General features: G+C 74.5%; 21 protein-coding genes. 11 read left to right on the forward strand and 10 right to left on the reverse strand.

The features are described from left to right. Positions 1–2: 2 nt before the first annotated feature. The gene (locus ABD230_RS05030) at positions 3–2582 is read right to left on the reverse strand and encodes an ATP-binding protein (protein ID WP_344369901.1); all 2580 of its coding nucleotides are present in this window, start codon (positions 2580–2582) and stop codon (positions 3–5) included. A gap of 157 nt (positions 2583–2739) precedes the next feature. Between ABD230_RS05030 and ABD230_RS05035 the strand changes: the two genes are divergently transcribed. From ABD230_RS05035 to ABD230_RS05060, 6 genes are all read left to right on the forward strand, one after another. Then, positions 2740–3519, forward strand: a complete 780-nt coding sequence (locus tag ABD230_RS05035) for an NUDIX hydrolase (RefSeq protein WP_344369902.1) — start codon at positions 2740–2742, stop codon at positions 3517–3519. Then, positions 3516–4928 (forward strand): quinolinate synthase NadA, encoded by a 1413-nt coding sequence (gene nadA / locus ABD230_RS05040; protein WP_344369903.1) that lies wholly within the window; start codon positions 3516–3518, stop codon positions 4926–4928. The genes ABD230_RS05035 and nadA overlap by 4 nt, the downstream gene beginning before the upstream one ends. 1 nt (position 4929) lies before the next feature. Beyond that, positions 4930–6627: an L-aspartate oxidase gene (gene nadB / locus ABD230_RS05045; RefSeq protein ID WP_344369904.1), complete on the forward strand. Its 1698-nt coding sequence runs from the start codon at positions 4930–4932 to the stop codon at positions 6625–6627. Then, entirely contained in the window at positions 6627–7529 is a 903-nt protein-coding gene (gene nadC / locus ABD230_RS05050) for a carboxylating nicotinate-nucleotide diphosphorylase (protein ID WP_344369905.1), read from the forward strand. The genes nadB and nadC overlap by 1 nt, the downstream gene beginning before the upstream one ends. Then, the gene (locus ABD230_RS05055) at positions 7526–8668 is read left to right on the forward strand and encodes a cysteine desulfurase family protein (protein ID WP_344369906.1); all 1143 of its coding nucleotides are present in this window, start codon (positions 7526–7528) and stop codon (positions 8666–8668) included. Before nadC ends, ABD230_RS05055 begins: the two co-directional genes overlap by 4 nt. Before the next feature lie 232 nt (positions 8669–8900). Continuing rightward, positions 8901–10403: an MDR family MFS transporter gene (locus ABD230_RS05060; RefSeq protein ID WP_425546193.1), complete on the forward strand. Its 1503-nt coding sequence runs from the start codon at positions 8901–8903 to the stop codon at positions 10401–10403. Between the two features lie 88 nt (positions 10404–10491). Here ABD230_RS05060 and ABD230_RS05065 read toward each other — a convergent pair whose 3' ends face one another. Beyond that, entirely contained in the window at positions 10492–12150 is a 1659-nt protein-coding gene (locus ABD230_RS05065; RefSeq protein ID WP_344369908.1) for a VWA domain-containing protein, read from the reverse strand. 220 nt (positions 12151–12370) lie between these two features. Here ABD230_RS05065 and ABD230_RS05070 point away from each other — a divergent pair, with 220 nt between their 5' ends. Then, a complete protein-coding gene (locus tag ABD230_RS05070; RefSeq protein WP_344369909.1) occupies positions 12371–13144 on the forward strand; it encodes a hypothetical protein in 774 nt (257 codons plus the stop codon). A 63-nt stretch (positions 13145–13207) separates the two neighbouring features. Further along, positions 13208–14698, forward strand: coding sequence for a cryptochrome/photolyase family protein (locus tag ABD230_RS05075; protein ID WP_344369910.1), 1491 nt, complete (start codon positions 13208–13210; stop codon positions 14696–14698). A 91-nt stretch (positions 14699–14789) separates the two neighbouring features. Here ABD230_RS05075 and ABD230_RS05080 read toward each other — a convergent pair whose 3' ends face one another. From ABD230_RS05080 to ABD230_RS05100, 5 genes are all read right to left on the reverse strand, one after another. After that, positions 14790–14981 carry a hypothetical protein gene (locus ABD230_RS05080; RefSeq protein ID WP_344369912.1) on the reverse strand — a complete coding sequence of 64 codons (192 nt, stop codon included), beginning with the start codon at positions 14979–14981 and terminating at the stop codon, positions 14790–14792. After that, entirely contained in the window at positions 14978–15787 is an 810-nt protein-coding gene (locus tag ABD230_RS05085) for an LON peptidase substrate-binding domain-containing protein (RefSeq protein ID WP_344369913.1), read from the reverse strand. Before ABD230_RS05085 ends, ABD230_RS05080 begins: the two co-directional genes overlap by 4 nt. Positions 15788–15869: 82 nt before the next feature. Beyond that, the gene (locus tag ABD230_RS05090; RefSeq protein WP_344369914.1) at positions 15870–16757 is read right to left on the reverse strand and encodes an Fpg/Nei family DNA glycosylase; all 888 of its coding nucleotides are present in this window, start codon (positions 16755–16757) and stop codon (positions 15870–15872) included. A 39-nt stretch (positions 16758–16796) separates the two neighbouring features. Next, positions 16797–17144, reverse strand: coding sequence for a DUF7882 family protein (locus tag ABD230_RS05095; RefSeq protein ID WP_344369915.1), 348 nt, complete (start codon positions 17142–17144; stop codon positions 16797–16799). Positions 17145–17355: 211 nt separating this feature from the next. Further along, positions 17356–17790, reverse strand: coding sequence for a MarR family winged helix-turn-helix transcriptional regulator (locus ABD230_RS05100; protein WP_344369916.1), 435 nt, complete (start codon positions 17788–17790; stop codon positions 17356–17358). A gap of 32 nt (positions 17791–17822) precedes the next feature. Here ABD230_RS05100 and ABD230_RS05105 point away from each other — a divergent pair, with 32 nt between their 5' ends. Next, complete coding sequence (locus ABD230_RS05105) at positions 17823–18065, forward strand: hypothetical protein (protein WP_344369918.1); 243 nt, start codon at positions 17823–17825, stop codon at positions 18063–18065. 30 nt (positions 18066–18095) lie between these two features. Here ABD230_RS05105 and ABD230_RS05110 read toward each other — a convergent pair whose 3' ends face one another. Further along, the gene (locus ABD230_RS05110; protein ID WP_344369919.1) at positions 18096–18821 is read right to left on the reverse strand and encodes a hypothetical protein; all 726 of its coding nucleotides are present in this window, start codon (positions 18819–18821) and stop codon (positions 18096–18098) included. Positions 18822–19015: 194 nt separating this feature from the next. On the opposite strand from ABD230_RS05110, the gene ABD230_RS05115 reads away from it, so the two are divergent. After that, positions 19016–19369: a hypothetical protein gene (locus ABD230_RS05115; RefSeq protein ID WP_344369920.1), complete on the forward strand. Its 354-nt coding sequence runs from the start codon at positions 19016–19018 to the stop codon at positions 19367–19369. 46 nt (positions 19370–19415) lie between these two features. Continuing rightward, positions 19416–20000, forward strand: a complete 585-nt coding sequence (locus tag ABD230_RS05120) for a 1-acyl-sn-glycerol-3-phosphate acyltransferase (protein ID WP_344369921.1) — start codon at positions 19416–19418, stop codon at positions 19998–20000. A gap of 13 nt (positions 20001–20013) precedes the next feature. Here the strand turns inward: ABD230_RS05120 and ABD230_RS05125 are convergent, their stop codons facing one another. Both ABD230_RS05125 and ABD230_RS05130 read right to left on the reverse strand, forming a co-directional pair. Next, positions 20014–20229: a dodecin gene (locus ABD230_RS05125; protein WP_344369922.1), complete on the reverse strand. Its 216-nt coding sequence runs from the start codon at positions 20227–20229 to the stop codon at positions 20014–20016. A gap of 94 nt (positions 20230–20323) precedes the next feature. Beyond that, on the reverse strand, positions 20324–21649 hold the full coding sequence (locus ABD230_RS05130; RefSeq protein WP_344369924.1) for a hypothetical protein: 1326 nt from the start codon (positions 21647–21649) through the stop codon (positions 20324–20326). Between the last annotated feature and the right edge of the window lie 77 nt (positions 21650–21726).

Here is a 21726-nt window from a genome sequence, read left to right on the forward strand (position 1 = left end):
GGCTACGGGGTCTCGGACTCCGCGCGACGGGCCAGGGCTGCCGCCGCGCCGCGCGTCGCGACGCCGAGCTTGCCGAGGATCGCCGACACGTGGTGGTCGACGGTCCGGACCGACAGGCTCAGCCGTTCGGCGATCGCCTGGTTGGAGGCGCCGTCGGCCACGAGCGCGAGCACCTCGGACTCCCTCCGGGTGAGCCCGAACGGATCGTCGCGGGTCGAGGCGCGCGGCCCCCTCGGCAGGTTGCCGACGCCCGCGGCGCGCAGCCGTCGACGGAGCGCCTCCGCCGCCGGCGGGGCGCCCATCGCCTCGAGCGCCCGGACCGCCTCGATCGCCTCCGGCGCCTCGGCGAAGCCGCGCGCGAGCTGCTCCTCGAACACCGCGCCGCGCTCGGCCCACCCGCGGGCGGCGGCGGCCCAGTCGCCGGCCGCCATGGCGGCGTACGGGCCGTCGGCCCACTCGGGCACGGCCGGCTCGCGGCCTGCGGCGCGCAGCCACCACGTCAGCTCGGCGGCGAAGACGGGATGCCGCTTGGCGACGGCGAGCGGGAGCGCCGCCTCGGCCTCCGCCGCGGCACGGTCGTCGTCGCCGGCGAGCCAGGCCGCTTCGGCGCGCGCGGCGCGCACGGGCGCGATGCGCTGGAGCGTGTCGGAGGACTCCGCGAGCGCGAGCGCGTCGTCGAGCGCCTCGTCGGCGCCGGGGTCGCCGCGTCGGGCCCGGAGCCGGCCGAGCGCCAGCAGTGCCATGATGCGGCTGATCGCGGCCGTCCCGTCGCGGCCGAGCACGGCGTGCGCGTCCTCCGCGGCCCCGGCGGCGTCCCCGAGGTGCAGGCGCGTGAGCGCGCGCCACGCCTGCATGTAGTGGTGGAACACGTCGACGTCGGCCGTGCCCGCCTCGGCCATGCCCTCGGTGAGCACGGCGTCGGCGAACCGGTACTGCCCGATCTCGCCGCTGGCGCTGCCGAGGTTGGTGAACGCCGCGCAGGCGTCGTAGTCGAGCCCGGCGCGTCGTGCGACGTCGAGGCTCTCGCGCAGGTCGGCGACGCCCGCCTCGAACTCCGATCGGACGATCCGCGCGGAGCCGGTCGCGTTGAGCGCGCCGGCGAGCAGCGCGTCGTCACCGATCGTCCTGGCCAGCGCGAGCGCGCGGTCGCCCCACTCGATCGCCTCGTCCGTGTCGCGCGTGAGCATGCGCAGGGCGGCCCGGCGCCGGTAGGCGGCCGCCAGCTCGCGACCGGGCGGATGCCGCTCGGCGAGCTCGACGGCCTCGCGGCTCGCGGCATCCGCCTCGGTCGTGCGCCCCAGCGAGAACGCGATGGCCGCCAGTCGCACGAGGTCGTCGACGAGGCGCAGGTCCTCACCGCGCCCGCGGCGGAGCGCCACGGCGTCGGCGATGGCGGCCTCGGCCGCCGTCGGGTCGTCGATGGTGTCGGCCTCGCGAGCGTACGCCTCGAGGAGCTCGGCTCGCCGATCGTCGGGCTCGCCTCCGGCGACGGCGAGCGCGGCGCGGAGGTGCGCGGCGGCCTCGCGGTGCGAGCCGGCCGCGGCGGCCTCGGCCGCGGCGAGCGGGGCGAGCTCCAGGACGGCGGCGTGGTCGTCGGCGCCGATGGCGTGCGCCACGAGCCGGGCGAGGTCGTGGCGCGCGGGCGCGGCGCGGAGCGCGTCGAGCAGTCGCCGGTGGATCGACGCGAGCCGCGCGGGCGGGATGTCGGAGCGGACCGCTCGGCGGGCGAGCTCGTGCCGGAAGCCGAGCGCGTCGTCCTCGGCCGAGAGCACGCCCGCAGCCACGGCCTCGTCGGCGGCGGGGAACTCGGCGCCGGCGGCGGTCGCGACGAGGCCGCGTTCGAGGCGAATGCCGCCGACGGCGACGATCTCCACGACGTTCCGCGCTGCAGGCCCGAGTCGTCCGACGCGGGCCAGCACGGCGTCCCGCACCGTGCGGGGCAGCTCCTCGCCGGCGGCGACCACCTCGGTGACGAAGAACGGGTTGCCCGCGGTCCGCTCGTGCAGGCGGCCGGCATCGAAGTCGGTCCCCGCGGCCAGGACCCCGACCGCCTCGACCGACAGCGGAGCGAGCCGGATGCGCACTACCCCGGGCATGCCGGCCAGGTCGCCGAGCAGGCCGCGCAGCTCGGGCGTGGGCGGCTCGTCGCGGAAGGTGAGCACGAGGGCCGTCCGCAGTTGCGCGACGCGACGCGCGAGGGAGCGGACGACGTCGAGCGTCGCAGCATCCGCCCAGTGCAGGTCCTCGAGGACGACGGCGCGGGGCGCGCCGGCACCGGCGAGCGCCTCCGCGAGCGCGCGCGACATCCGAGCGGCGTCGGCGGTCTCGACGAGGTCGTCGTCGAGGCCGAGCGCGGCCGCGACGTCGCGGACGGCGGCGAGCGGCGTCGGCGTCTCGAGTGCGTCGCTCCAGCCCCAGGCGACGCGACCGGGCACGCGTTCGGCGAAGCGGCGCACGAGCGCGGACTTGCCGATGCCGGCCTCGCCGCTGACGAGCACGACCGTGCCGCCGTGCGCACGCGCCGCAGGGTTCGCCGCGCGGTCCAGCGCGGCAACGTCGTCCTCGCGCTCGAGCAGCTCCATCCCGGCGCGAGTCTACGACCGGCGGGCCTCCCGATGCATGACGGGCGCTCTCGTCATGCGATTCGCGTTCGTGTCACGGTGACTGTAAGCTGGGCGTCGACGACTTCGCGTCATGCTGACTCGAAGTCCGATCCGCATCGACGAAGGGGGTGAGCGGATGCCGCAGCACGACGCGCACGCGCGCCTGGCCGTCTCCACGGTCATCTTCGCGCTCGCGCCCGACCAGGCCGATGCCGACCTGCCCGGTCGCGAGCGCCCCGCCAGCCTGCGCGTTCCGCTCGTCCGCCGGCTCCGCGAACCGGGCCTCGGCCGCTGGGCGCTGCCCGGCGGCTGGCTGCCCGTCCACGAGGCGCTCGACGACGCCGCCGCGCGCACGCTGCGCGAGACCACGGGCCTCGTCCCGCGCTACCTCGAGCAGCTCTACACCTTCGGCGACCCCGACCGCTCCCCCGGCGAGCGCGTCGTCTCGGTCGTCTACTGGGCGCTCGTGCACTCCGCCGAGGTCGAGCGCGCCGTCTCCGACGAGAACGTCTGCTGGTTCGACGAGGACGCCCTGCCGGAGCTCGCGTTCGACCACGACGCGATCCTCGACTACGCCCTCCGTCGCCTGCGCACCAAGCTCGAGTACTCGCGCATCGCGCACGCCCTCCTCGGCGAGGTCTTCACGATGGCCGAGCTCCGCCGCGTGCACGAGGCCGTGCTCCGCCGCCGCCTCGACCCCGCGAACTTCCGCCGCACGATCGAGGCCTCCGGCACCCTGATCGACACCGGCGAGCGGCTCGCCGGCACCCGGCACCGACCACCCGCGCTCTACCGGTTCGACCCCGCCCACTCCCCCGTCGCGTCGCCCTCACCGACGCCGGCGGGCCCGCCGCCCGCGGCATCCGCCACGGCATCCGAGACCAGGCCCGGCACGCACAGCAAGGACACGCCATGAGCACCACCCTTCCCGCCACCACGCCCGACGCCGAGCGCCGCATCCGCGACGCGGCGTCCGTCGACCGTGCGATCCGGCTCATCACCACGGGCCGCGCGACCGGCGAGACCTGCACCCCTGACCTCGCCAAGGGGCCGTGGGAGTTCGACGCCGGTCCCGCCGGCTACGGCCCCGGCTCGTCGATGGGCGACGTCATCCCGACCGGCGCTCCGCGCCAGGGCGCGCTGCCCGCCGTGTACCGCGAGGCGAGCGACGCCGAGCTGCACGACCGCATCCGGGCCGCCAAGGCGACGCTCGGCGAGAAGGTCGTCGTCCTCGGTCACTTCTACCAGCGCGACGAGGTGGTGCAGCACGCCGACTTCACGGGCGACTCGTTCCAGCTCGCGAACGCCGCGATGACCCGTCCCGAGGCGGAGGCCATCGTGTTCTGCGGCGTGCACTTCATGGCCGAGACCGCCGACATGCTCTCGCGGCCCGACCAGGCCGTGATCCTGCCGAACCTCGCCGCCGGCTGCTCCATGGCCGACATGGCCGACGAGTCGGGCGTCGAGGAGTGCTGGGAGCAGCTCGCAGAGGTCTACGGCGACCTGTCGGCCGTCGACGACGAGGGCCGGGTCCCGGTCGTGCCCGTGACCTACATGAACTCGTCGGCGGCGCTCAAGGGCTTCGTCGGCCGCAACGGAGGCATCGTCTGCACCTCCTCGAACGCGCGCACCGTGCTCGAGGAGGCGTTCGCGCGCGGGCAGCGCGTGCTGTTCTTCCCCGACCAGCATCTCGGCCGCAACACGGCCAAGGCGATGGGCGTGCCGCTCGAGCGGATGCCGATGTGGAACCCGAACCGGCCCCTCGGCGGCAACGACGCTGCCGACCTCGACGACGCCCGCGTCATCCTCTGGCACGGCTTCTGCTCGGTGCACAAGCGGTTCACGGTCGACCAGATCGCGAAGGCCCGCGCCGAGCACCCGGGCGTGCAGGTCATCGTGCACCCCGAGTGCCCCATGCCGGTCGTCGACGCGGCGGACGCCGCCGGCTCCACGGACTTCATCGTGAAGGCCATCCAGGCCGCCCCCGCCGGTTCGACCTTCGCGATCGGCACCGAGATCAACCTCGTGCAGCGGCTCGCCGCGGAGCACCCCGAGCACGAGATCTTCTGCCTCGACCCGGTCGTGTGCCCGTGCTCCACGATGTACCGCATCCACCCGGGCTACCTCGCCTGGGTGCTCGAGGAGCTCGTCGCCGGCCACATCGTCAACCGCATCGAGGTGCCGGCCGACGTCGCCGAGCCCGCACGACTCGCACTCGAGCGCATGCTCGCCGCGAAGCCCCCGGCGTCCGTTCCCGTGCCGGCCGGTTCGACGATCGCCCAGGCGACGGATGCCGCGGCGGCGGCCTCCGCGACCGGAGCCTGACATGACCGCCGTGCTCGTCGTCGGGTCCGGCATCGCCGGCCTGTGGACGGCGATCCGCGCTGCCGAGGCGGGGTGCGACGTGACCGTCGTGACGAAGGCCGCGATCGGCGAGGGGTCGACCCGGTGGGCGCAGGGCGGCATCGCCGCAGCCGTCCACCCGGGCGACGCCCCGGCGCGCCACGCCGCCGACACGCTCGCCGCGGGGGCCGGGATCGCCGACGCCGACGCCGTCCGCGTGCTCGTCGAGGAGGGGCCGGCGCGCATCCGCGACCTGATCCGGTTCGGCGTCGCGTTCGACGCCGACGAGTCCGGCCTCGCACGCGGCCTCGAGGCGGCGCACTCGCGCGCCCGGGTCCTGCACGCCGGCGGCGACGCGACGGGTGCCGCGATCGAGGCGGCGCTCGTCGACACGGTCCGCAGCCGCGGCATCCGCGTGCTCGAGCGCACGACGCTCGTCGACCTGGTCGTCGAACACGGCCGGGTCACCGGGGTGCGCGTGCTGGACGACGGCGTCGGCGTCGCGGCATCCGTCGTCGGCACGCCGGCGCTGCGCGAGCTCCACGCCGATGCCGTGGTGCTCGCGACGGGCGGCACCGGCGCGCTCTACCCCCACACGACGAACCCCGACGTCGCGACCGGAGACGGCGTCGCGGCCGCCGTCCGTGCCGGCGCCGAGGTCGCCGACCTCGAGTTCGTGCAGTTCCACCCGACCGCGCTCGCGGTGCCGGGCACGCCGCTGATCTCGGAGGCGGTGCGCGGCGAGGGCGCGGTCGTCCGCGACGCCGACGGTCGGCGGTTCCTGCTCGACATCGACCCGCGCGGCGAGCTCGCACCGCGCGACGTGGTCGCGCGCGCCGTCTGGCGGCGGATGGCCGAGCAGGGCGGCGTCCCGGTGCGCCTCGACGCCACGGCGCTCGGCGCCGGGTTCCTCGCCCGGCGCTTCCCGTCGATCGATCGCGCGTGCCGCGCCGCGGGCTTCGACTGGTCCCGCGAACCGGTGCCGATCGTGCCGGCGGCGCACTACGCGATGGGCGGCGTCGTCACCGACCTCGACGGTCGTGCGAGCCTGCCCGGGCTGTGGGCCGTGGGCGAGGCGTCGCGCACCGGCGTGCACGGCGCCAACCGGCTCGCCTCGAACTCGCTGCTCGAGGGCGCGGTGTTCGCGGAGCGCGCGGCTCGCGCCATCGCCGCGGCCGAGCCCGAGTCCGCGGCATCCGCCGGCGCCGCATCCACCGCCGCCGCCGCATCCGCCGCGCTCGCCTCCCCCGCCACCCACAGCGCGGCCGCCGCGTCCTCGGGAGGAGGAATCCCGCGACACGCCGACCGTCGCGGCCCCGGCCACGGCGCGTCGGCCGGAATCTCCTCCCGAGCCGCGACGCAGTCGAGCGGGCAGGCACGGCCCGCGCAGCCGACGCAGCCCGTCGACCGTGAGGCGCTGCAGCAGCTGATGTGGCGGCACGTGGGCCTGGAGCGCGACGCGCACGGCCTCGCCGAGGCATCCGCCCGACTCGACGGATGGCACGCCCCCGACCCCGTCGATCGGCGGAGCGTCGAGGACCGCAACCTGCTCGACCTCGCCCGGCTCACCGTCGCCGCCGCCCTCGCCCGCACCGCCAGCGTGGGCGCGCACACCCGGAGCGACGCGCCGCCCGCCGCTCGGGACCGGATCGCACCGACCCCCGAGAGGCAGGCCGCCTGATGACCGAAGCCCGCGAGATCGAGCGGATCGTGCTCATGGCGCTCGACGAGGACGCGCCGTGGGGCGATCTCACCGGCGAGACGCTCATCCCTGAGTCCGCGACCGCGACGGCCGACCTCGTCGCCCGCGAGCCGGGCGTCTTCAGCGGCGCCGCCGTGGTCGAGGCGACGTTCGGGCTCGTGGACCCGAGCATCGACGTGCAGGTGCTCGCCGCCGACGGCGACCGGTTCGAGGCGGGCGACGTCCTGGCGCGCGTCGCCGGGCCCGCCCGCGGCATCCTCCGCGCCGAGCGGGTCGCGCTGAACCTCGTGCAGCGGATGTCGGGCGTCGCGACGCTCACGGCCCGGTACGTCGCCGCAGTCGAGGGCACCGGCGCGCGCATCGTCGACACCCGCAAGACGACGCCGGGCCTGCGCAGCCTCGAGCGCCAGGCAGTGCGCGACGGCGGCGGGCGCAACCACCGCCGCTCGCTGTCCGACGCGATCATGGCCAAGGACAACCACCTCGCCGTGCTCACCTCGGGCGGCGCCGACCTCGCCGGGGCGCTGCGCGCCGCCCGCGAGCGGATGCCGCACACCGCCCACCTCGAGGTCGAGGTCGACCGGCTCGACCAGATCCCGCCGGTGCTCGCCGGCGGCGCCGACACGATCATGCTCGACAACTTCGACCTGGACGCGCTCCGCGAGGGGGTCGCGCTGATCGGCGATCGGGCGATCGTGGAGGCATCCGGTGGCGTGACCCTCGACACCGTCGCGGGGATCGCCGCGGCCGGCGTCGACGTGATCTCGGTCGGGGCGCTCACGCACTCGGCCCGGGCGCTCGACCTCGGCCTCGACGTGGTCATCGAACCGGCGTCCGCCGGCGCGGCGCCCGCGGAGGCCGGACCGGGAGGTCCGGCGTGATCTTCGCCGACCACGCCGCCACCACGCCCGTCCGCCGCGAGGCGCTCGAGGCGATGTGGCCGTACCTCACCGGCGCGTTCGGCAATCCGTCGAGCCGGCACGGCGTCGGCGAGGAGGCGGCGCGCGCCCTGGCGTGGGCGCGCGAGACGGTCGCGGCGGTCGTCGGCGCGCGGCCCGGCGATGTCGTGTTCACCTCCGGCGGCACCGAGGCCGACAACCTGGCGGTGAAGGGCCTCGGGCTCGCGACCCCGCGCGGTCGGCATGTCGTCGTGTCTCCCGTGGAGCACGAGGCGGTGCTCGAGGCGGCCGACGCGCTGCGGCGCCTGCACGGCTTCGAGGTCGCGCACGTCGAGGTCGACGCGACCGGCGCCGTGACGCCCGAGGCGCTCGCCCGCGTCATCCGTCCCGACACGACGCTCGTGTCGGTCCAGCTCGCGAACAACGAGGTCGGCACGGTGAACCCGATCGCCGACCTCGCTCGGGTCGCGCACGGAGTCGGCGCGCTCATGCACACCGATGCCGTGCAGGCCGCGGGCTGGCTGCCGCTCGCCGTCGACGACCTCGGCGTCGACGCGCTCTCCCTGGCGGGGCACAAGGTCGGGGCGCCCAAGGGCACCGGTGCGCTCGTCGTGCGCGGCCGGCTGCCGCTCGAGCCGGTGCTCCACGGCGGCGGCCAGGAGCGCGGACGGCGCTCGGGCACCGAGAACGTCGCGGGCGCGGTGGCGTTCGCGACGGCGCTCCGCCTCGCCGAGGACGACCGGGCGGATGCCGCGGCGCGCGTCGCCGACGTCACCGCCGCGTTCCGCGCCCGCGTGGCGGTCGGCGTGCCGGACGCGGTCCCGACCGGGCATCCGGACCGGCGCCTCCCCGGCACGGTGTCGTACGTGTTCCCGGGCACGGGCGGCGAGGCCGTGCTGCTCGAGCTCGAGCGGCGCGACGTCGTCGTATCGAGCGGCTCCGCGTGCGCGGCCGGAAGCGACGAACCGTCGCACGTGCTCACCGCGATGGGACTCGCTCCCGAGGTCGCGCAGACCGCGGTGCGGTTCTCGTTCGGAGCGGACGTCACGGAAGCGGATGCCGCAGCAGCGGCGGACGCCCTCGCCGAGGCGGTGTCGGCGGTCCGGGATATCGTCGCCTGATCGGCCCGCCCGCGTGCGTCGGGCCTCGGGGGAACCGGCGGATGCATGCGTCGACATGGGTCGCGCCGATCGGGAATAGCGCCCGCGCGTGCGCGGGTTGCATTCCATGTTCGCCCGGTCCCGGGTATCCCTGTCACGCCCGGCGAGCACGAGACGACGAGATGAAGGACGCACCGTGAGCGAACGCACCCCGCCCCATACCGATTCGATCGCCGTGCCCGACGATGCCGCGCTGGCGGCAGCGGCCGCCGACGAGGCCGCCGACCGCGCGATCGACCAGCACGTCCGCGCCGCGCAGCCGGAGCACGGGGCGCGCAACACGCGCGTGATCTGGCTGCTGCTCGCCGCGACGTTCACCGTCTTCCTCAACGAGACGATCATGAGCGTCGCCATCCCCGAACTCGTCGACGACCTCGGGGTCACCCTCTCGGCGGCGCAGTGGCTCACGACGGCGTTCATGCTGACGATGGCGGTCGTGATCCCGATCACCGGCTTCCTGCTGCAGCGCTTCCCGACGCGGCCGATCTTCGGCACCGCGATGGGCCTGTTCTCCGCCGGCACGCTGCTGGCCGCGCTCGCGCCCGGCTTCGAGGTCCTGCTCGGCGCGCGCATCATCCAGGCGACCGGCACGGCGATCATGATGCCGCTGCTGATGACCACGCTGATGACGCTCGTGGCGCCGTCGGACCGTGGCCGGTTCATGGGCCGCGTCTCGATCGTGATGTCGGTCGCACCCGCGATCGGCCCCGCGATCTCGGGCCTCATCCTCAACACGCTCGGCTGGCGGTACATGTTCTGGCTCGTGCTCCCGCTCGCCGTGGGCATGCTCGTGATCGGGCTTCGCCGCGTCGAGAACGTCGGCGAGACGCGGGTGTTCCCCATCGACCTGTTCTCCGTGGTGCTGTCGGCGTTCGGCTTCGGCGGGCTCGTCTACGGCCTGAGCCTCGTCGGCGAGGTCGTGAGCGCGCGCTCCACCGGCCAGCCGGTCGCGATGTGGATCGCGCTCGCGGTGGGCGCCGTCGGCATCCTCGCCTTCATCCTGCGTCAGCTGCTCCTGCAGCACCGCGACCGTGCGCTGCTCGACCTGCGCACGTTCCGCTCGCGCAACTTCGCCGTGTCGATCGCACTGATGGCGGTGATGATGGCGGCGCTGTTCGGCACCATCATCCTGCTGCCGATCTACCTGCAGGACGTGCTCGGGCTCGAGCCGCTCGCCACCGGGCTGCTCGTGCTCCCGGGCGGCCTGATCATGGGCCTGCTCGGACCGACGGTCGGCCGCCTGTACGACCGCGTCGGGCCCACGCCGCTGCTCGTGCCGGCCTCGATCGGCGTGAGCGCGGTGCTGTGGTCGCTCACCCTCGTGACCGACTCGACGCCGCCGTGGATGATCCTCGTCGCGCACGTCGTCCTCTCGACCGCGCTCGCCTTCATGTTCACGCCCCTCTTCACCACGGCGCTCGGCTCCGTCGAGCCGCACCTGTACTCGCACGGCGCGGCGATCGTCGGCACGCTGCAGCAGGTCGCCGGCGCCGCCGGCACGGCGCTGTTCATCACCGTGATGACCGCGACGGCCGCCGCCGCCGAGTCTGGCGGCACGGCCGCGATCGCGGCGCAGGCGGCGGGCGTGCGCAGCGCGTTCCTCGTCGGCGCGCTCGTGTCGCTGCTCGCGATCGTCGGCGCGACCCTCGTGCGACGCCCCGCCGACATGGTCCAGGGCGCCGCACCGGGGCACTGACGCCGGAACGCGCCCGCCCGGCCAGGACGACGACGGGCCCCCTCCGATCGGAGGGGGCCCGTCTCGCGTTCCGGTCCGGCGCGGCGCGTCAGCCGCAGTCCGGGCGGCAACCGCGCTGCGAGAGCGCGTCGACCAGCACGGTGCCGAGGTCCTCGGGCTTGGTCGCCGAGTAGGCGCCGCCCTTGGTGGCCGCGGCGATCTTCTTCATCGCGTCGAAGTCGGTGTCGGGGCCGAAGCCGATCATGATGATGGCGACGGGCTTGGTCGGGTCCTCGAGCTTCTTCAGCTCGCCGAGGAGCTGGTCGAGGCTGATGCCGTTCTCGTCCTCGTTCTTGCCGTCGGTGATCACGAGGACCGAGTTGACCTTGTCGGGGTCGTACGACTCCTGCACCTTCTTGAAGGCCGCGAGCGTCGTGTCGTACAGGCCCGTCGCGCCGCCGAGGCGGCTCGGCAGCGATCCGATGATCTGCTGGATCTGCTGCGTGTGGCCGGTGTCGGCGAGCGGGGCGATCGGCGAGAGGTCCTCGTAGTCCAGGTCGCCGTTGCGGGCGGTCGAGAAGATCCACACGCCGAGTTCCACCTCGCCCGAGAACTTCGACATGGCGCCGACGGCGGCCTGCTGGAAGATGTCGATGCGGCGCAGTCCGTTGTCGGCCGGCTCCTCCATCGAGCCCGACACGTCGATCACGGCGAGCATGCGCGAGCGGAGCGTGAGCACGCTCCACGAGCGGAGGATCTCGACCTGGGCGGCGCCGTCGAGCTCGGTCTGGGCCGGCGGGGCGGTCGGCGTGATGCCGGGCGACTCGACCTCGCCGGAGCCGTCGGGTCCGCGGAACCCGGCCTCGAGGAAGAGGTCGGAGGCCGTGCCGAGCGCCGTCTCGAGCTTGTCGAGGTTCTTCGAGCCGGCGTCGCCGATCCGGACGAACGGGTAGTCGAGGGCGACCGTGCCCTCCTCGGGGTAGGCGGCGACGAGCGGTTCCGCCGAGGCGTCCGCGTTGTGGGCCGCGACGCTCGCCTCGCTCGTGAGCACGACCGTCGGCGTGCCGGCCGAGGCGACGGTGGCCATCGCGGCATCCGCCGTGGCCGGGATCGACTTGCCGAGCGCGATCAGCGCGCCCGCGAACTGTCGCGGGTCGTCGGGCGACGACTGGCCCTGGAGGGCGTACAGGCTGGCGAGGCTCGCCGCGGACGCCTCGGGGTCCGGGAGGAGGGCCGGCAGCGTGCCGTTGAGCACGCGCGCCCAGCTCACGGGCTCGGCGGCCAGTTCCTGCGCCTCGCTGGCGGGGGCGGCGAACACGACGGGCGAGCTCGCGATCGAGGCGCCGGCCGCCGCATCCGGCTCGTTGAGGCCGAGGGACGCGGCCGTGGATGCGGTGCGCGCGAGCCAGACGCTCGAGTCGGGCACCCAGGCGTCGGCGGAGAGCGTGCCGGCGGCGAGCTCCGCGGCGGTGTCGGCCGAGTCCTGCGCGCGGACCTTGGTCTCGACGCAGCGCTTCGGATCGGCGTCGAAGTCCGCGGCGAGTTCCTCGATCGGCGCGGCGATCGAGGGGTCGGCCACGATCTGGAGCTGCTCGATCTCCTCGCAGGCGGGTTCGCCGGCGGACGCGAAGAGCGGGTTCAGGTGGCCGCCGACCCACAGGTAGACGCCGGAGGCGACGACGCCGACGACCGCCACGCCGGCGATGATGGACAGGATGAATCGGCGGCTCGGCGTCTTCGCCGGAGCCGCGACGCTATGACGTCCCACGGACACTCCAAGCCGATCGGCACCACCGTGAGATGCCAATCCCAGTCTGAACGGGTTCCCCCGTTCAGGGGGAAGGGTGCTGCCCAGTGTAGGCGAACATGAGCGATCGCCGAGAATTCGCTCCCACGCGCCTAACCACAGGTCCGTGGGCCGCGCAAGGCCTAGCCTGCCGATGCCCCGCTGCGATTGGGTGACGGCAACTGACGAAAGGACCTGCGCAGTGGACACGAGCACCACCATCTGGATCGTCGTCGGCGTCATCGCGTTCCTGGTCGTCGTCGCGGCGATCGTGCTCATCGCGACCGCCGGACGACGACGCGAGGCACGGGTCGAGGCCCAGCGAGAGCGCGCCGCCGAGATCCGCGAGCAGGCGGCGCAGACCGACCGCGAGGCACGCGAACGCGAGGTGCAGGCGCTGCAGGCGGATGCCGCGGCGCGATCGGCCGAGGCCGACGCCGCCCGGGCCCGCCTGGAGGCCGAGCGCCTCGCCGATGCCGGACGGGAGCACCGCTCCGGCGCCGAGCAGCTGCGCGCCGAGCAGGCGGAGCAGGAGCGCCAGGCCGCCGAGCTCGACCCCGACGGTGCCCGCCCCGCCGCGGAGCCGGAAGCGGCCCCCGCCGAGGCAGCGCCCGCGGCCGCCGCCGCTCCGGCCGACGAGCCGGCTGCTCGCGACGAGCAGGCCGAGCGCGCCGAGGAGCGAGCGGACGAGCGCGACGCGGAGCGGGCGGACGAGCCCGTGGCGGAGCGCGTCGACGAGCCCCTCGCGGCCGCGTCGGTGCACGACGACGACGCGCATCGGGCTCCGACCGAGCACGCCGAACCGCGCGTCGAGGCGACCGACGCCACCTCGCGCGGCGACGACACGGTCACGGCCGATGCGGCGACCCGCTCGGAGGAGGACGACCGCATCGTCGCCGACGAGCCCCGGCCGGTCGACGAGCGGATGCCCGCGGACGACGCGCAGCACACCCCGCGGCACGCCCGCGAAGCCTGACGTGACGCGAGGAGGCGGCGCGTGCGCCGTCTCCTCGCTCCGCGTCCGCACGTCGGAGGTCTGATGCCGGTTCGATGGCTCTTCGCCGGCCAGCTCGGTCCGCAGTTCGACGACGGCGGACGGGTGCTGCTCGTCGAGTCGCGCTCGGCGTTCGGCCGGGCGCCGATGCACCGGCAGAAGGCGCACCTCATCCTCTCGGCCCTGCGCCACCGCGCCGCCGAGCTGGGCGACCGCGCCGAGTTCCGCCGGGTCGAACGGTTCGCCGAGGCCGTCGACGGCCGCGACGACCTCGAGGCGATCGCGCCGCCGTCCCGCGCGGCGCGTGACGCGCTCCGCCGCCGCGGCATCCCGATGCTCCCGAGCCGCGGCTTCGTCACGTCGGAGGCCGACTTCGCGCGCTGGATGGCGCAGCGCGAGGGCCGCCGCGTGCGCATGGAGGACTTCTACGGCTGGGTCCGCGAGCGGACCGGCATCCTCATGCGCGGTCCGGAACCGGCCGGCGGTCGACTCAACCACGACCGGGAGAACCGGCATCCGCCCCCGAGGGGCGCCACGACCCTCGGCCTGCCCGAGCCCGTCTGGCCCGAGGAGGACGAGCTCGACCGCGAGGTGCGCGACGACCTCGACCGATGGCAGGCCGACGGGCACGTGCGGCTGATCGGCGAGGACGGTCCGCGCCGGTTCGCGGTCACCCGGGCGGAGGCGGACCGGGCCGTCGACGACTTCATCGAGTCGCGGCTCGGCGACTTCGGCCCGTTCGAGGACGCCGTCCTCGCGCACGACCGGGTCATGGCCCACTCACTGCTGAGCGTGCCGCTGAACCTCGGCCTGCTCGATCCGCTCGCGCTCGCGGAGCGGATCGCCGCCGAGTACGACGCCGGACGCGCGCCCCTGCCGAGCGTGGAGGGCTTCGTCCGGCAGGTCATCGGGTGGCGGGACTGGGTGTGGCACCTCTCCTGGCACCTGGGCCCGGACTACGTGGCGGCGAACAACCGGCTCGAGGCGACGCGGCCGGTGCCGAGGCCGTTCGCGACGCTCGATCCGTTCGGCGTCGAGGCGGCCTGCGTGCGCGAGACCATCGCCGACGTCCGCGATCACGGCTGGGCGCACCACATCCAGCGGCTCATGGTGCTCGGCAACTGGGCGCTGCAGCGAGGCGTGGACCCCGCGGCGCTGACGGACTGGTTCGCCGGCGCCTTCGTCGACGGCACGCCGTGGGTCATGCCCGCGAACGTCGTCGGGATGTCGCAGCACGCCGACGGCGGGCTCGTGGCGACGAAGCCCTACGCCGCGGGCGGCGCCTACCTGGACCGCATGACCGACTACTGCGGCGGATGCCGCTTCGATCCGAGGGTTCGCGTCGGCCCCGACGCGTGCCCGATGACGGCCGGGTACTGGGCGTTCCTGGACCGTGCCGAACCCCACCTGCGGGGCAACCATCGGATGGCGCAGCCCCTCGCCGGGCTGCGCCGGCTCTCGGACCGCGCGGAGGTCGTCGCCCAGGAGCGGGCGCGCGACGAGGACAGCGAGGGCTTCGGGCCGGCGCCGACCTGAGCGCGGGGCACCGGGTCGACGCGGCGCGGCGCCGTGCCGTGCCGTGCCGCGCCGTGCCGCGCCGTGCCGTGCCGTGCCGTGCCGTCGACGGTCAGCCGAAGACGTGGCGGATGCCGAGGGCCTCGTCGATCCGGCCGTGCAGGTCGTCGAGGCGGCATCCGTTCGGGCATCGGTAATCGGCCACGGCGAGGCCGGAGTCGCCCATGGTCGGCACGACCGTGACGAGCGCCGCGGCGGTCGCGCCGCAGTGCGGGCATCGGAGTCGGCTCCAGCGGTCGGTCATGCGGGTCCCCCCTCGGGTCCGGGATCAGGGTCGGTGGAGCGGTCGTCCGCCCCGGCGGCGCCGTCGTCGTCGGATCGGTCGTCGTCGTCGGATCGGTCGCCCCCGTCGCCGGATCGGTCGTCCCCGTCGACCGGGTCACCGTCGACCGGACCGAGCGCCGCGGCGATCTCGGCGTCGAGGTCGTCCTCGGCGGCCCACGACAGGGTGAGCACGTCGCCGGCGCCAAGGGTGAGCTCGACGAGGTCGGTGAGCAGCACGCGGAGGCTGGTCGACCCGAGCAGGCGCACCTGGTCGAGCGCCGTCAGCGGCGCGATGCCGGCGAGCTGCCATGCCGCCTCGGCGGGATCGTCGCTCAGGGATGCGTCCGCGTCCCACGGGAGTTCGACGAACTCGCTCGCGCGGGCGATGGTGCGGCGCACCACGAGGTCGGCCTTCTCGAGGAGCGGTCGCAGCGATTCGTCCCACTCGAGCTCGGGGAGCTCGCGGACGATCGCCGACGGATGCGGATCGTCCGGCAACCACTCCACGACCTCGATGCGGCGTCCGCCCCGGGCGATCACCGCGAGGTCGCCGTCGGTGGCGCCGAGCTCAGTGATCCTCGCGACCGTGCCCACGCCGAACCGGCGCTGCGCCTCGGCCCCGGCCGCCTCGCGACCGCTCTCGATGAGGACCACGCCGAACTCGCTCGGCTGGTCGTCGAGGATGCGCGACATCATCACGAGGTACCGCGGCTCGAACACGCGCAGCGCGAGCGGCATGTGCGGGAACAGCACGCTGCCGAGCGGGAACATCGCGAACGCGCCCATGTTCCTCATGGAAGCACGACCGCGCCCGTCGCGGGCGATGCCACAGGGGCCTCGCGGCATCCACCCAGCCGGCTCGGAGCAGCTACTTCACGAGACGCGACCGGACCCGGTCGGCCAGGGGCGTGCCGCCCGTCTGGCACGTCGGGCAGTACTGGAACGTCGAGTCGTGGAATTCGACCTGGCGGATCGTGTCGCCGCACACGGGGCAGGTCTCGCCGGTACGCCCGTGGACGCGGAGGTGGCGCCGCTTCGCGTCCTTCAACTCGGCGGCGGGCTTGCCGGATGCCGCGGCGAGCGCCTCGCCGAGCGTGCCGCGCATCGCGTCGTAGAGCCGCTCGACCTCGCCCTCGTCGAGCGTCGCCGCGATCTTGTACGGCGACATCTTCGCCGCGTGCAGGATCTCGTCGGAGTAGGCGTTGCCGATGCCGGCCAGCACGGCCTGGTCGCGGAGCAGCCCCTTGATGCGGGTGCGGCGCCCGTCGAGCACCTCGGCGAACCGCTCGAGCGTGAAGTCGTCGGTCATCGGGTCGGGGCCGAGCCGGGCGATGCCGGGCACCTCGACCGGGTCGCGCACCACGTACACCGCGAGCGACTTCTTCGTGCCGGCCTCGGTCAGGTCGAAGCCGGAGCCGTCGTCGAGCCCGACCCGGAGCGCGATCGGCGAGCGCCCCGGGCGGAGCACCGTCTTCGGGAGCACGTCGTACCACCGCAGCCAGCCCGCGCGCGCGAGGTGGAAGACGAGGTGCAGCGCGTCGTCACCCGCCGCGGCACCCGTCGCCCCGACCTCGAGGTCGAGGAACTTGCCGTGCCGGCGCACGCCGATGATGTCGCGGCGCTCGACCGCCTGGAGCGGCGGATCGAACGTCTTCAGCGCCGCGATCGCGGCGACCCGGGCCGTCGTGATCGCGTGCCCGACGGTGCGCTCGCGCAAGAACCCGGCGAGCGCCTCGACCTCGGGCATCTCGGGCACGGCTCCATGCTCGCACCGGGCGCCGACATCCGCGAGGCCTCAGCCGGCGGGAGCCGCGGATCCCGGCTCGGGCGAGCCCCGGTCGAGCTCCGCGAGCGCGCCGAGCAGCTCGGGCGTGAGCTGCAGGCCGCCGACCCCGTTCGCGGACCGCATGAGCAGGTCGACCCTGCGACGGTCCAGCCGGAGGTCGCGCTCGTCGTCGAACGTCACGGCGACCGGCATCGAGGGATGCACCAGGACCTCGTCGTGGGTGCCCTCCGGCGACGTCCAGCCGACGAGCACGGGTTCGTGCACCCTGAGCTTGGCGATGACGACGACGTGGACGTGGACGAGGACTTCGTCGGGGAGGTCGATCCGCACGATGCGGCCGAGGTGGAGCGTACCCAAGCAGGGGTCCTTTCGGGCGGGGGCGATGAACGGGGCAGGCCGCCGGTCGACCCGGGGTGTCCCGGGACTCGCGTGGGTCGAACTCCACGCGTGGACCGACGGCCTGTGGCGGGCTTCGGGGACCCGCGCAGACAGTTCTATGCGTTCCCGATGATTTGCGGGAGGGTCTTGACACGCGGTCGCCGCACGTGCTTGCGGCGCACCGCTCAGCTCACCCCGCGCGGTGCGCGGCGTCGAGGAGCGAGGTCAGCTCGTCGCGGAGCCGCTCGAGGTGGTCGACGGGTACGCCGAGCCGTCCGACGACCTCGCCCGGGACCGCGATCGCGCGCTCGCGCAGCGCCGCGCCCTCCTCGGTGAGGGCGATGTCGACGGCGCGCTCGTCGGCGGCGCTGCGCCGTCGGGTGATGAGGCCCGACGCCTCGAGCCGACCGACGAGCGGACTCACGGTCGCCGGCTCGAGGTACAGCCGATCCGCGATCTCGCGCAGCCGCAGCGGGCTCTCCTCCCAGAGCGCGAGCATCACGAGGTACTGCGGGTGCGTGAGGCCGAGGGGATCGAGCGAGGGACGGTACAGCCGCACCACCTCGCGACTGGTCGCGGCGAGCGCGAAGCACAGCTGGCGGTCGAGCTCGAGCGGGTCGTCCATGCCGCCCAGAATAGTCTGTACACTAATGATTCGTGCACGAACAGAATCTGCCGAATCCCTGGAAGGGCGTCCCGGGCTTCTGGGCGCGCGTCAACCGGCTCGTCTACCCGTTCACCGGTCCCGCCCAGGTCGGCATCGGCCGCCCCGAGGCGCCGTACGTGCCGCCCGCCGACCCGACCTGCCCGCTGTGCGGTGCACTGATGGCCGACCACCGCATCGATCGCGGCGACGCCACGACGCCGACCCACCTGCACTGCCCCGCGCCGACCGCCTGACCGGCGCTCGGAGCCCGGACAGCGAATTCGTCAGGCGCCGCCGGCCGCGCAGGCCACCTGGTCGATCCACCCGTAGTCGAAGTCGTCGTTGCCGAACACGACCGGCACGGCCCGACCGTGCACGACGTCGCGCAGCACGACGGTGTCGGTCGCATCCGGCCGCAGGGCCGTGGCCCGATCGCTGAAGCCGAGGGTGACCTCGAGCTCCGTGCAGTCGGCCTCGGTGAAGAGCGCCGACTGCCAGCACCCCTCGAGGTACGCCGTCGAGCAATCCCCGTTGTACCGACCGTCGGCGTACAGCTCCAGCGCGGCCGGGAACTCGAACCCGGTGTCGCGAGCCTCGTAGCGCTCGACGTCGTCGCTGTCGGACGTCGCGGCATCCCCGTTGCCGTGCCCCACCTCGGCCATGACCGCCTCGGCCGATCGACCGAGCGCGAGGAGGATCATGAGGCCCGCGACCACGGCCCCCACGACCACGAAGGCTCCGGCGACGATGCCGACGATCGCCCCGACCGGCAGGCTGCGGCGGGGGCGGGAGGACGCCAGCGTCGGCGAGTGGAGCTCCGCGACCAGGGCCGATCGTGCGGCGCCCAGGGTGTCGCGCCACGCCTCGGCTGCACGGCGTCCGTCGCCGGCCGGGTAGCGCGAGGGATGCCGCAACCAGAACTCGTGCTGGTAGGCCGCGTCGATGCCCTCCATCGTCAGCGGCTGGTCGGCGGGGATCTGCAGGATCTCTCGGGCGGCGTTCGGGTCCACAGCGCGATCCTACGGACGACCACCTCCGCTTCGACAGCCCCGTCCGTCGGATCCGCGACCCGAGGCCGAATCGAGACGTCCGTCGAGGACGCCGCGCGACACGATGCCGCGCATCGCGGCCGCCCCGACGCCCCCGCGGTACGGTGACCCCGAGCGGCCGCTCCCCCGCGGCCCGGACCGGACGGAGCATCGACATGGCAACTCGACCCGCAGGCGTCACGATCGTCGCGATCCTGGCGTGGCTCTCCGGACTGCTGCAGATCGTCGGCGGCATCCTCACCCTGACCGGCGGCGGCGCGACCGCGACGGGATGGACGCAGATCATCATCGGCGTCATCACGTTCGTCGTGAGCCTCGGCCTGTTCCGAGGCAGCAACACCGCGCGCGTGCTCGTCACGATCGTGTTCGTGCTGAACCTCGGCGCGGCGGTCTGGGCGATGTTCGTCGTGCCGGGCGCCTTCTGGGCGGCCCTCGTCGCGGCGCTGTTCGCGCTCATCGGGCTGATCCTGCTCTACACCCGCGCGGCGAACGAGTTCTTCTCGCGCTGACCGATGCATGCCGTGCCGGGCATGCACGGTCGCGTACGGTTGGCGGATGCTCCGACGACTCGCCTCACGCCTCTACTGGGCCTGCAGCAGGTGGACCCTCGCGGGCGAGCCTGCTCCCGGACGTCCGTCGGTGCTCATCGGGGCGCCGCACACGTCGAACTGGGACTTCGTGCTCATGCTCGGCATCGCATGGCGCTACGGGATCGACGTCCGCTGGCTCGGCAAGAAGAGCCTGTTCGCGGGATGGCGCGGCCCGATCATGCGCCGGCTCGGCGGCATCCCCGTCGACCGCGACGACCCGAGCCGCGTGGTGGACGAGGTCGTCGCGCGCATCCGCGCCGGCGAGGTGTTCGGACTCGTGGTCACGCCCGACGGCACGCGCGGCGCGAACGAGTACTGGAAGTCGGGCTTCTACCGCATCGCCCGCGAGACGGGAATGCCGGTCACCCTCGGCTTCGTCGACCGCACGACCATGACGACCGGGCTCGGCCCCACCTTCGAACTCACGGGCGACGTGCCCGCCGACATGGACCGCATCCGCGCGTTCTACGCCGACAAGGCCGGGGTGCGGCCCCACCTGCGGACCGAGCCGCGGCTGCGCAGCGAGCACGCCGCGAAGCGGGCCCGCTGACGCGGCATCCGCCCTACATCGGCTCCTCGAGCCGGAAGCCGACCTTCATCGTGACCTGCACGTGCGCGACGCCGCCCTCGGCGAGCTCGCCGCGGATCGAGACGACCTCGAACCAGTCCAGGTGACGCAGCGTCGCCGAGGCGCGCTGCAGGCCGTTCCGGATCGCCGTGTCGACGCCCTCCGGCGACGTGCCGACGATCTCGGTGACGCGGTACGTGTGATTGCTCATGGCCCGTTCCCCCTCAGCCGGCGCCTCGTCGCACCGGCCCGTCCGACGCTACTCCGGGTCGTCTCGCCGCACAGCCCCGAACCGCCTGCCGCGCTCAGTCGGTCGAGAAGTCGAGCTGCGCGTCGTCGACGGCGATCATCGACCACGTGCCGCCCGCGCTGTCGGTGAACTCGTACGCCGGCACGACCAGCACACTGCCGTCCGGCTGCCACTGGCTCCCGAGCCCGAGCCGGGCGTCGACGATCTCGACCTCGGTGACGGGCCACGCGACGGGCGTGCCGGCCGCAGGGGCGGCGGGCGGCTCGGTCGGCGGCACCCACTCGGTCACGTCGTCCGTGACCGCTTCGCGGGCCGCGAGCGGATACGCGATCACCTGCGCGCCGAAGCGCGGGTCGGAGAGCCGCTCGAAGGCCGCCTGCTCGCTGACGACGGCGTAGTCGCCGAGGGGCACGAGGTCGGCGAGCGGGCCGTAGGCGCTGACGATGCCGTCCTCCGCGAGTTCGATCGTCCACGGCTGGTCGACGCGCTGCCCGTCGACCACGGGCCATGCCTGGGCGTTCCGGGTCACGGCGCCGTCCCACGTCTCCGAGGTGTACTCGTAGCCCTCGGCGTCGCGGCCGGACGAGGCGATCAGCGAGCGGAGGGCGTCGATCGCGGCGTCCTCGCCCGGGAGGTCGCCCGAGGGCGCGCACACGTCGTCGCCCTGCTCGCACAGCCAGGGGCTGATCCGCGGGTCGGAGTAGGAGAAGCTCAGCGTGCCGTCGAGCGAGACCCACAGGGCGGGTGCGGTCCCGTCCTGCGGCCCGACCGTCCATCCGCCGTCGGCGAGCACCGGCGTACCCTCGATGCCCAGGGCCACGGCGACCGCGGCGACACGGTCCTCGACCGACCCGGCACGCGGGTCGAAGGCGTAGGCGGTCGCCGTGCCGGCGTCCGTCGAGAGCCCGGATGAGGTGAAGTGGGTGCGGCCGGATCCGTACGGCACGGTCAGCGCCGCATCCGGCGCGGCGATCCGCTGGTCCTCGGTGGTGACGCCGGGGAGGGCGCCTTCGTTCGCACCGGCGCCCTGCAGGGCGATCGGCGGCGCCGCCCCGCCACCGGCGAGCTCGGATCCGCCCCCGGCGCTCGCGCCGAGCCCGTAGCCGGCGGCGCCCACGACGAGGACGGATGCCGCGGCCGCGGCGACCTGCAGCCAGCGGCGACGACGGGCCCGCGCCGCGGCGAGGTCGGCGACCGGCGCAGCATCCCGGCTCGCGGCACCGTCGGCGGCCGCGGCGCCTGCGGGCGCCGCGTCGGCGATCGAGCCGTCCGCGGTCGCTCGGGCGACCACGTCGTCGGCGAAGCCCGCACGGGCCTCGACGTCCGCGGCGGGGTCGGCGGCGCGCAGGCGCTCGATGGGGTCGCGCTCGTCGTCGTTCATGTCGTTCGCCTCCGTGGCATCTGGTCTCACCATGCCTGTGTGCCGAGGATCGAGAACCTTGCAAGGGGCGACCCGAC

This window comes from Agromyces tropicus (assembly GCF_039531345.1).
GTDB lineage: Bacteria > Actinomycetota > Actinomycetes > Actinomycetales > Microbacteriaceae > Agromyces > Agromyces tropicus.

What these genes read in the sequence shown, in the direction of transcription:
- ABD230_RS05030 (WP_344369901.1), bottom strand. Translation starts at nt 2,582, where the DNA reads ATGGAGCTGCTCGAGCGCGAGGACGACGTTGCCGCGCTGGACCGCGCG.
- ABD230_RS05035 (WP_344369902.1), top strand. Translation starts at nt 2,740, where the DNA reads ATGCCGCAGCACGACGCGCACGCGCGCCTGGCCGTCTCCACGGTCATC.
- nadA (WP_344369903.1), top strand. Translation starts at nt 3,516, where the DNA reads ATGAGCACCACCCTTCCCGCCACCACGCCCGACGCCGAGCGCCGCATC.
- nadB (WP_344369904.1), top strand. Translation starts at nt 4,930, where the DNA reads ATGACCGCCGTGCTCGTCGTCGGGTCCGGCATCGCCGGCCTGTGGACG.
- nadC (WP_344369905.1), top strand. Translation starts at nt 6,627, where the DNA reads ATGACCGAAGCCCGCGAGATCGAGCGGATCGTGCTCATGGCGCTCGAC.
- ABD230_RS05075 (WP_344369910.1), top strand. Translation starts at nt 13,208, where the DNA reads ATGCCGGTTCGATGGCTCTTCGCCGGCCAGCTCGGTCCGCAGTTCGAC.
- ABD230_RS05080 (WP_344369912.1), bottom strand. Translation starts at nt 14,981, where the DNA reads ATGACCGACCGCTGGAGCCGACTCCGATGCCCGCACTGCGGCGCGACC.
- ABD230_RS05085 (WP_344369913.1), bottom strand. Translation starts at nt 15,787, where the DNA reads ATGGGCGCGTTCGCGATGTTCCCGCTCGGCAGCGTGCTGTTCCCGCAC.
- ABD230_RS05100 (WP_344369916.1), bottom strand. Translation starts at nt 17,790, where the DNA reads ATGGACGACCCGCTCGAGCTCGACCGCCAGCTGTGCTTCGCGCTCGCC.
- ABD230_RS05115 (WP_344369920.1), top strand. Translation starts at nt 19,016, where the DNA reads ATGGCAACTCGACCCGCAGGCGTCACGATCGTCGCGATCCTGGCGTGG.
- ABD230_RS05120 (WP_344369921.1), top strand. Translation starts at nt 19,416, where the DNA reads ATGCTCCGACGACTCGCCTCACGCCTCTACTGGGCCTGCAGCAGGTGG.
- ABD230_RS05125 (WP_344369922.1), bottom strand. Translation starts at nt 20,229, where the DNA reads ATGAGCAATCACACGTACCGCGTCACCGAGATCGTCGGCACGTCGCCG.
- ABD230_RS05130 (WP_344369924.1), bottom strand. Translation starts at nt 21,649, where the DNA reads ATGAACGACGACGAGCGCGACCCCATCGAGCGCCTGCGCGCCGCCGAC.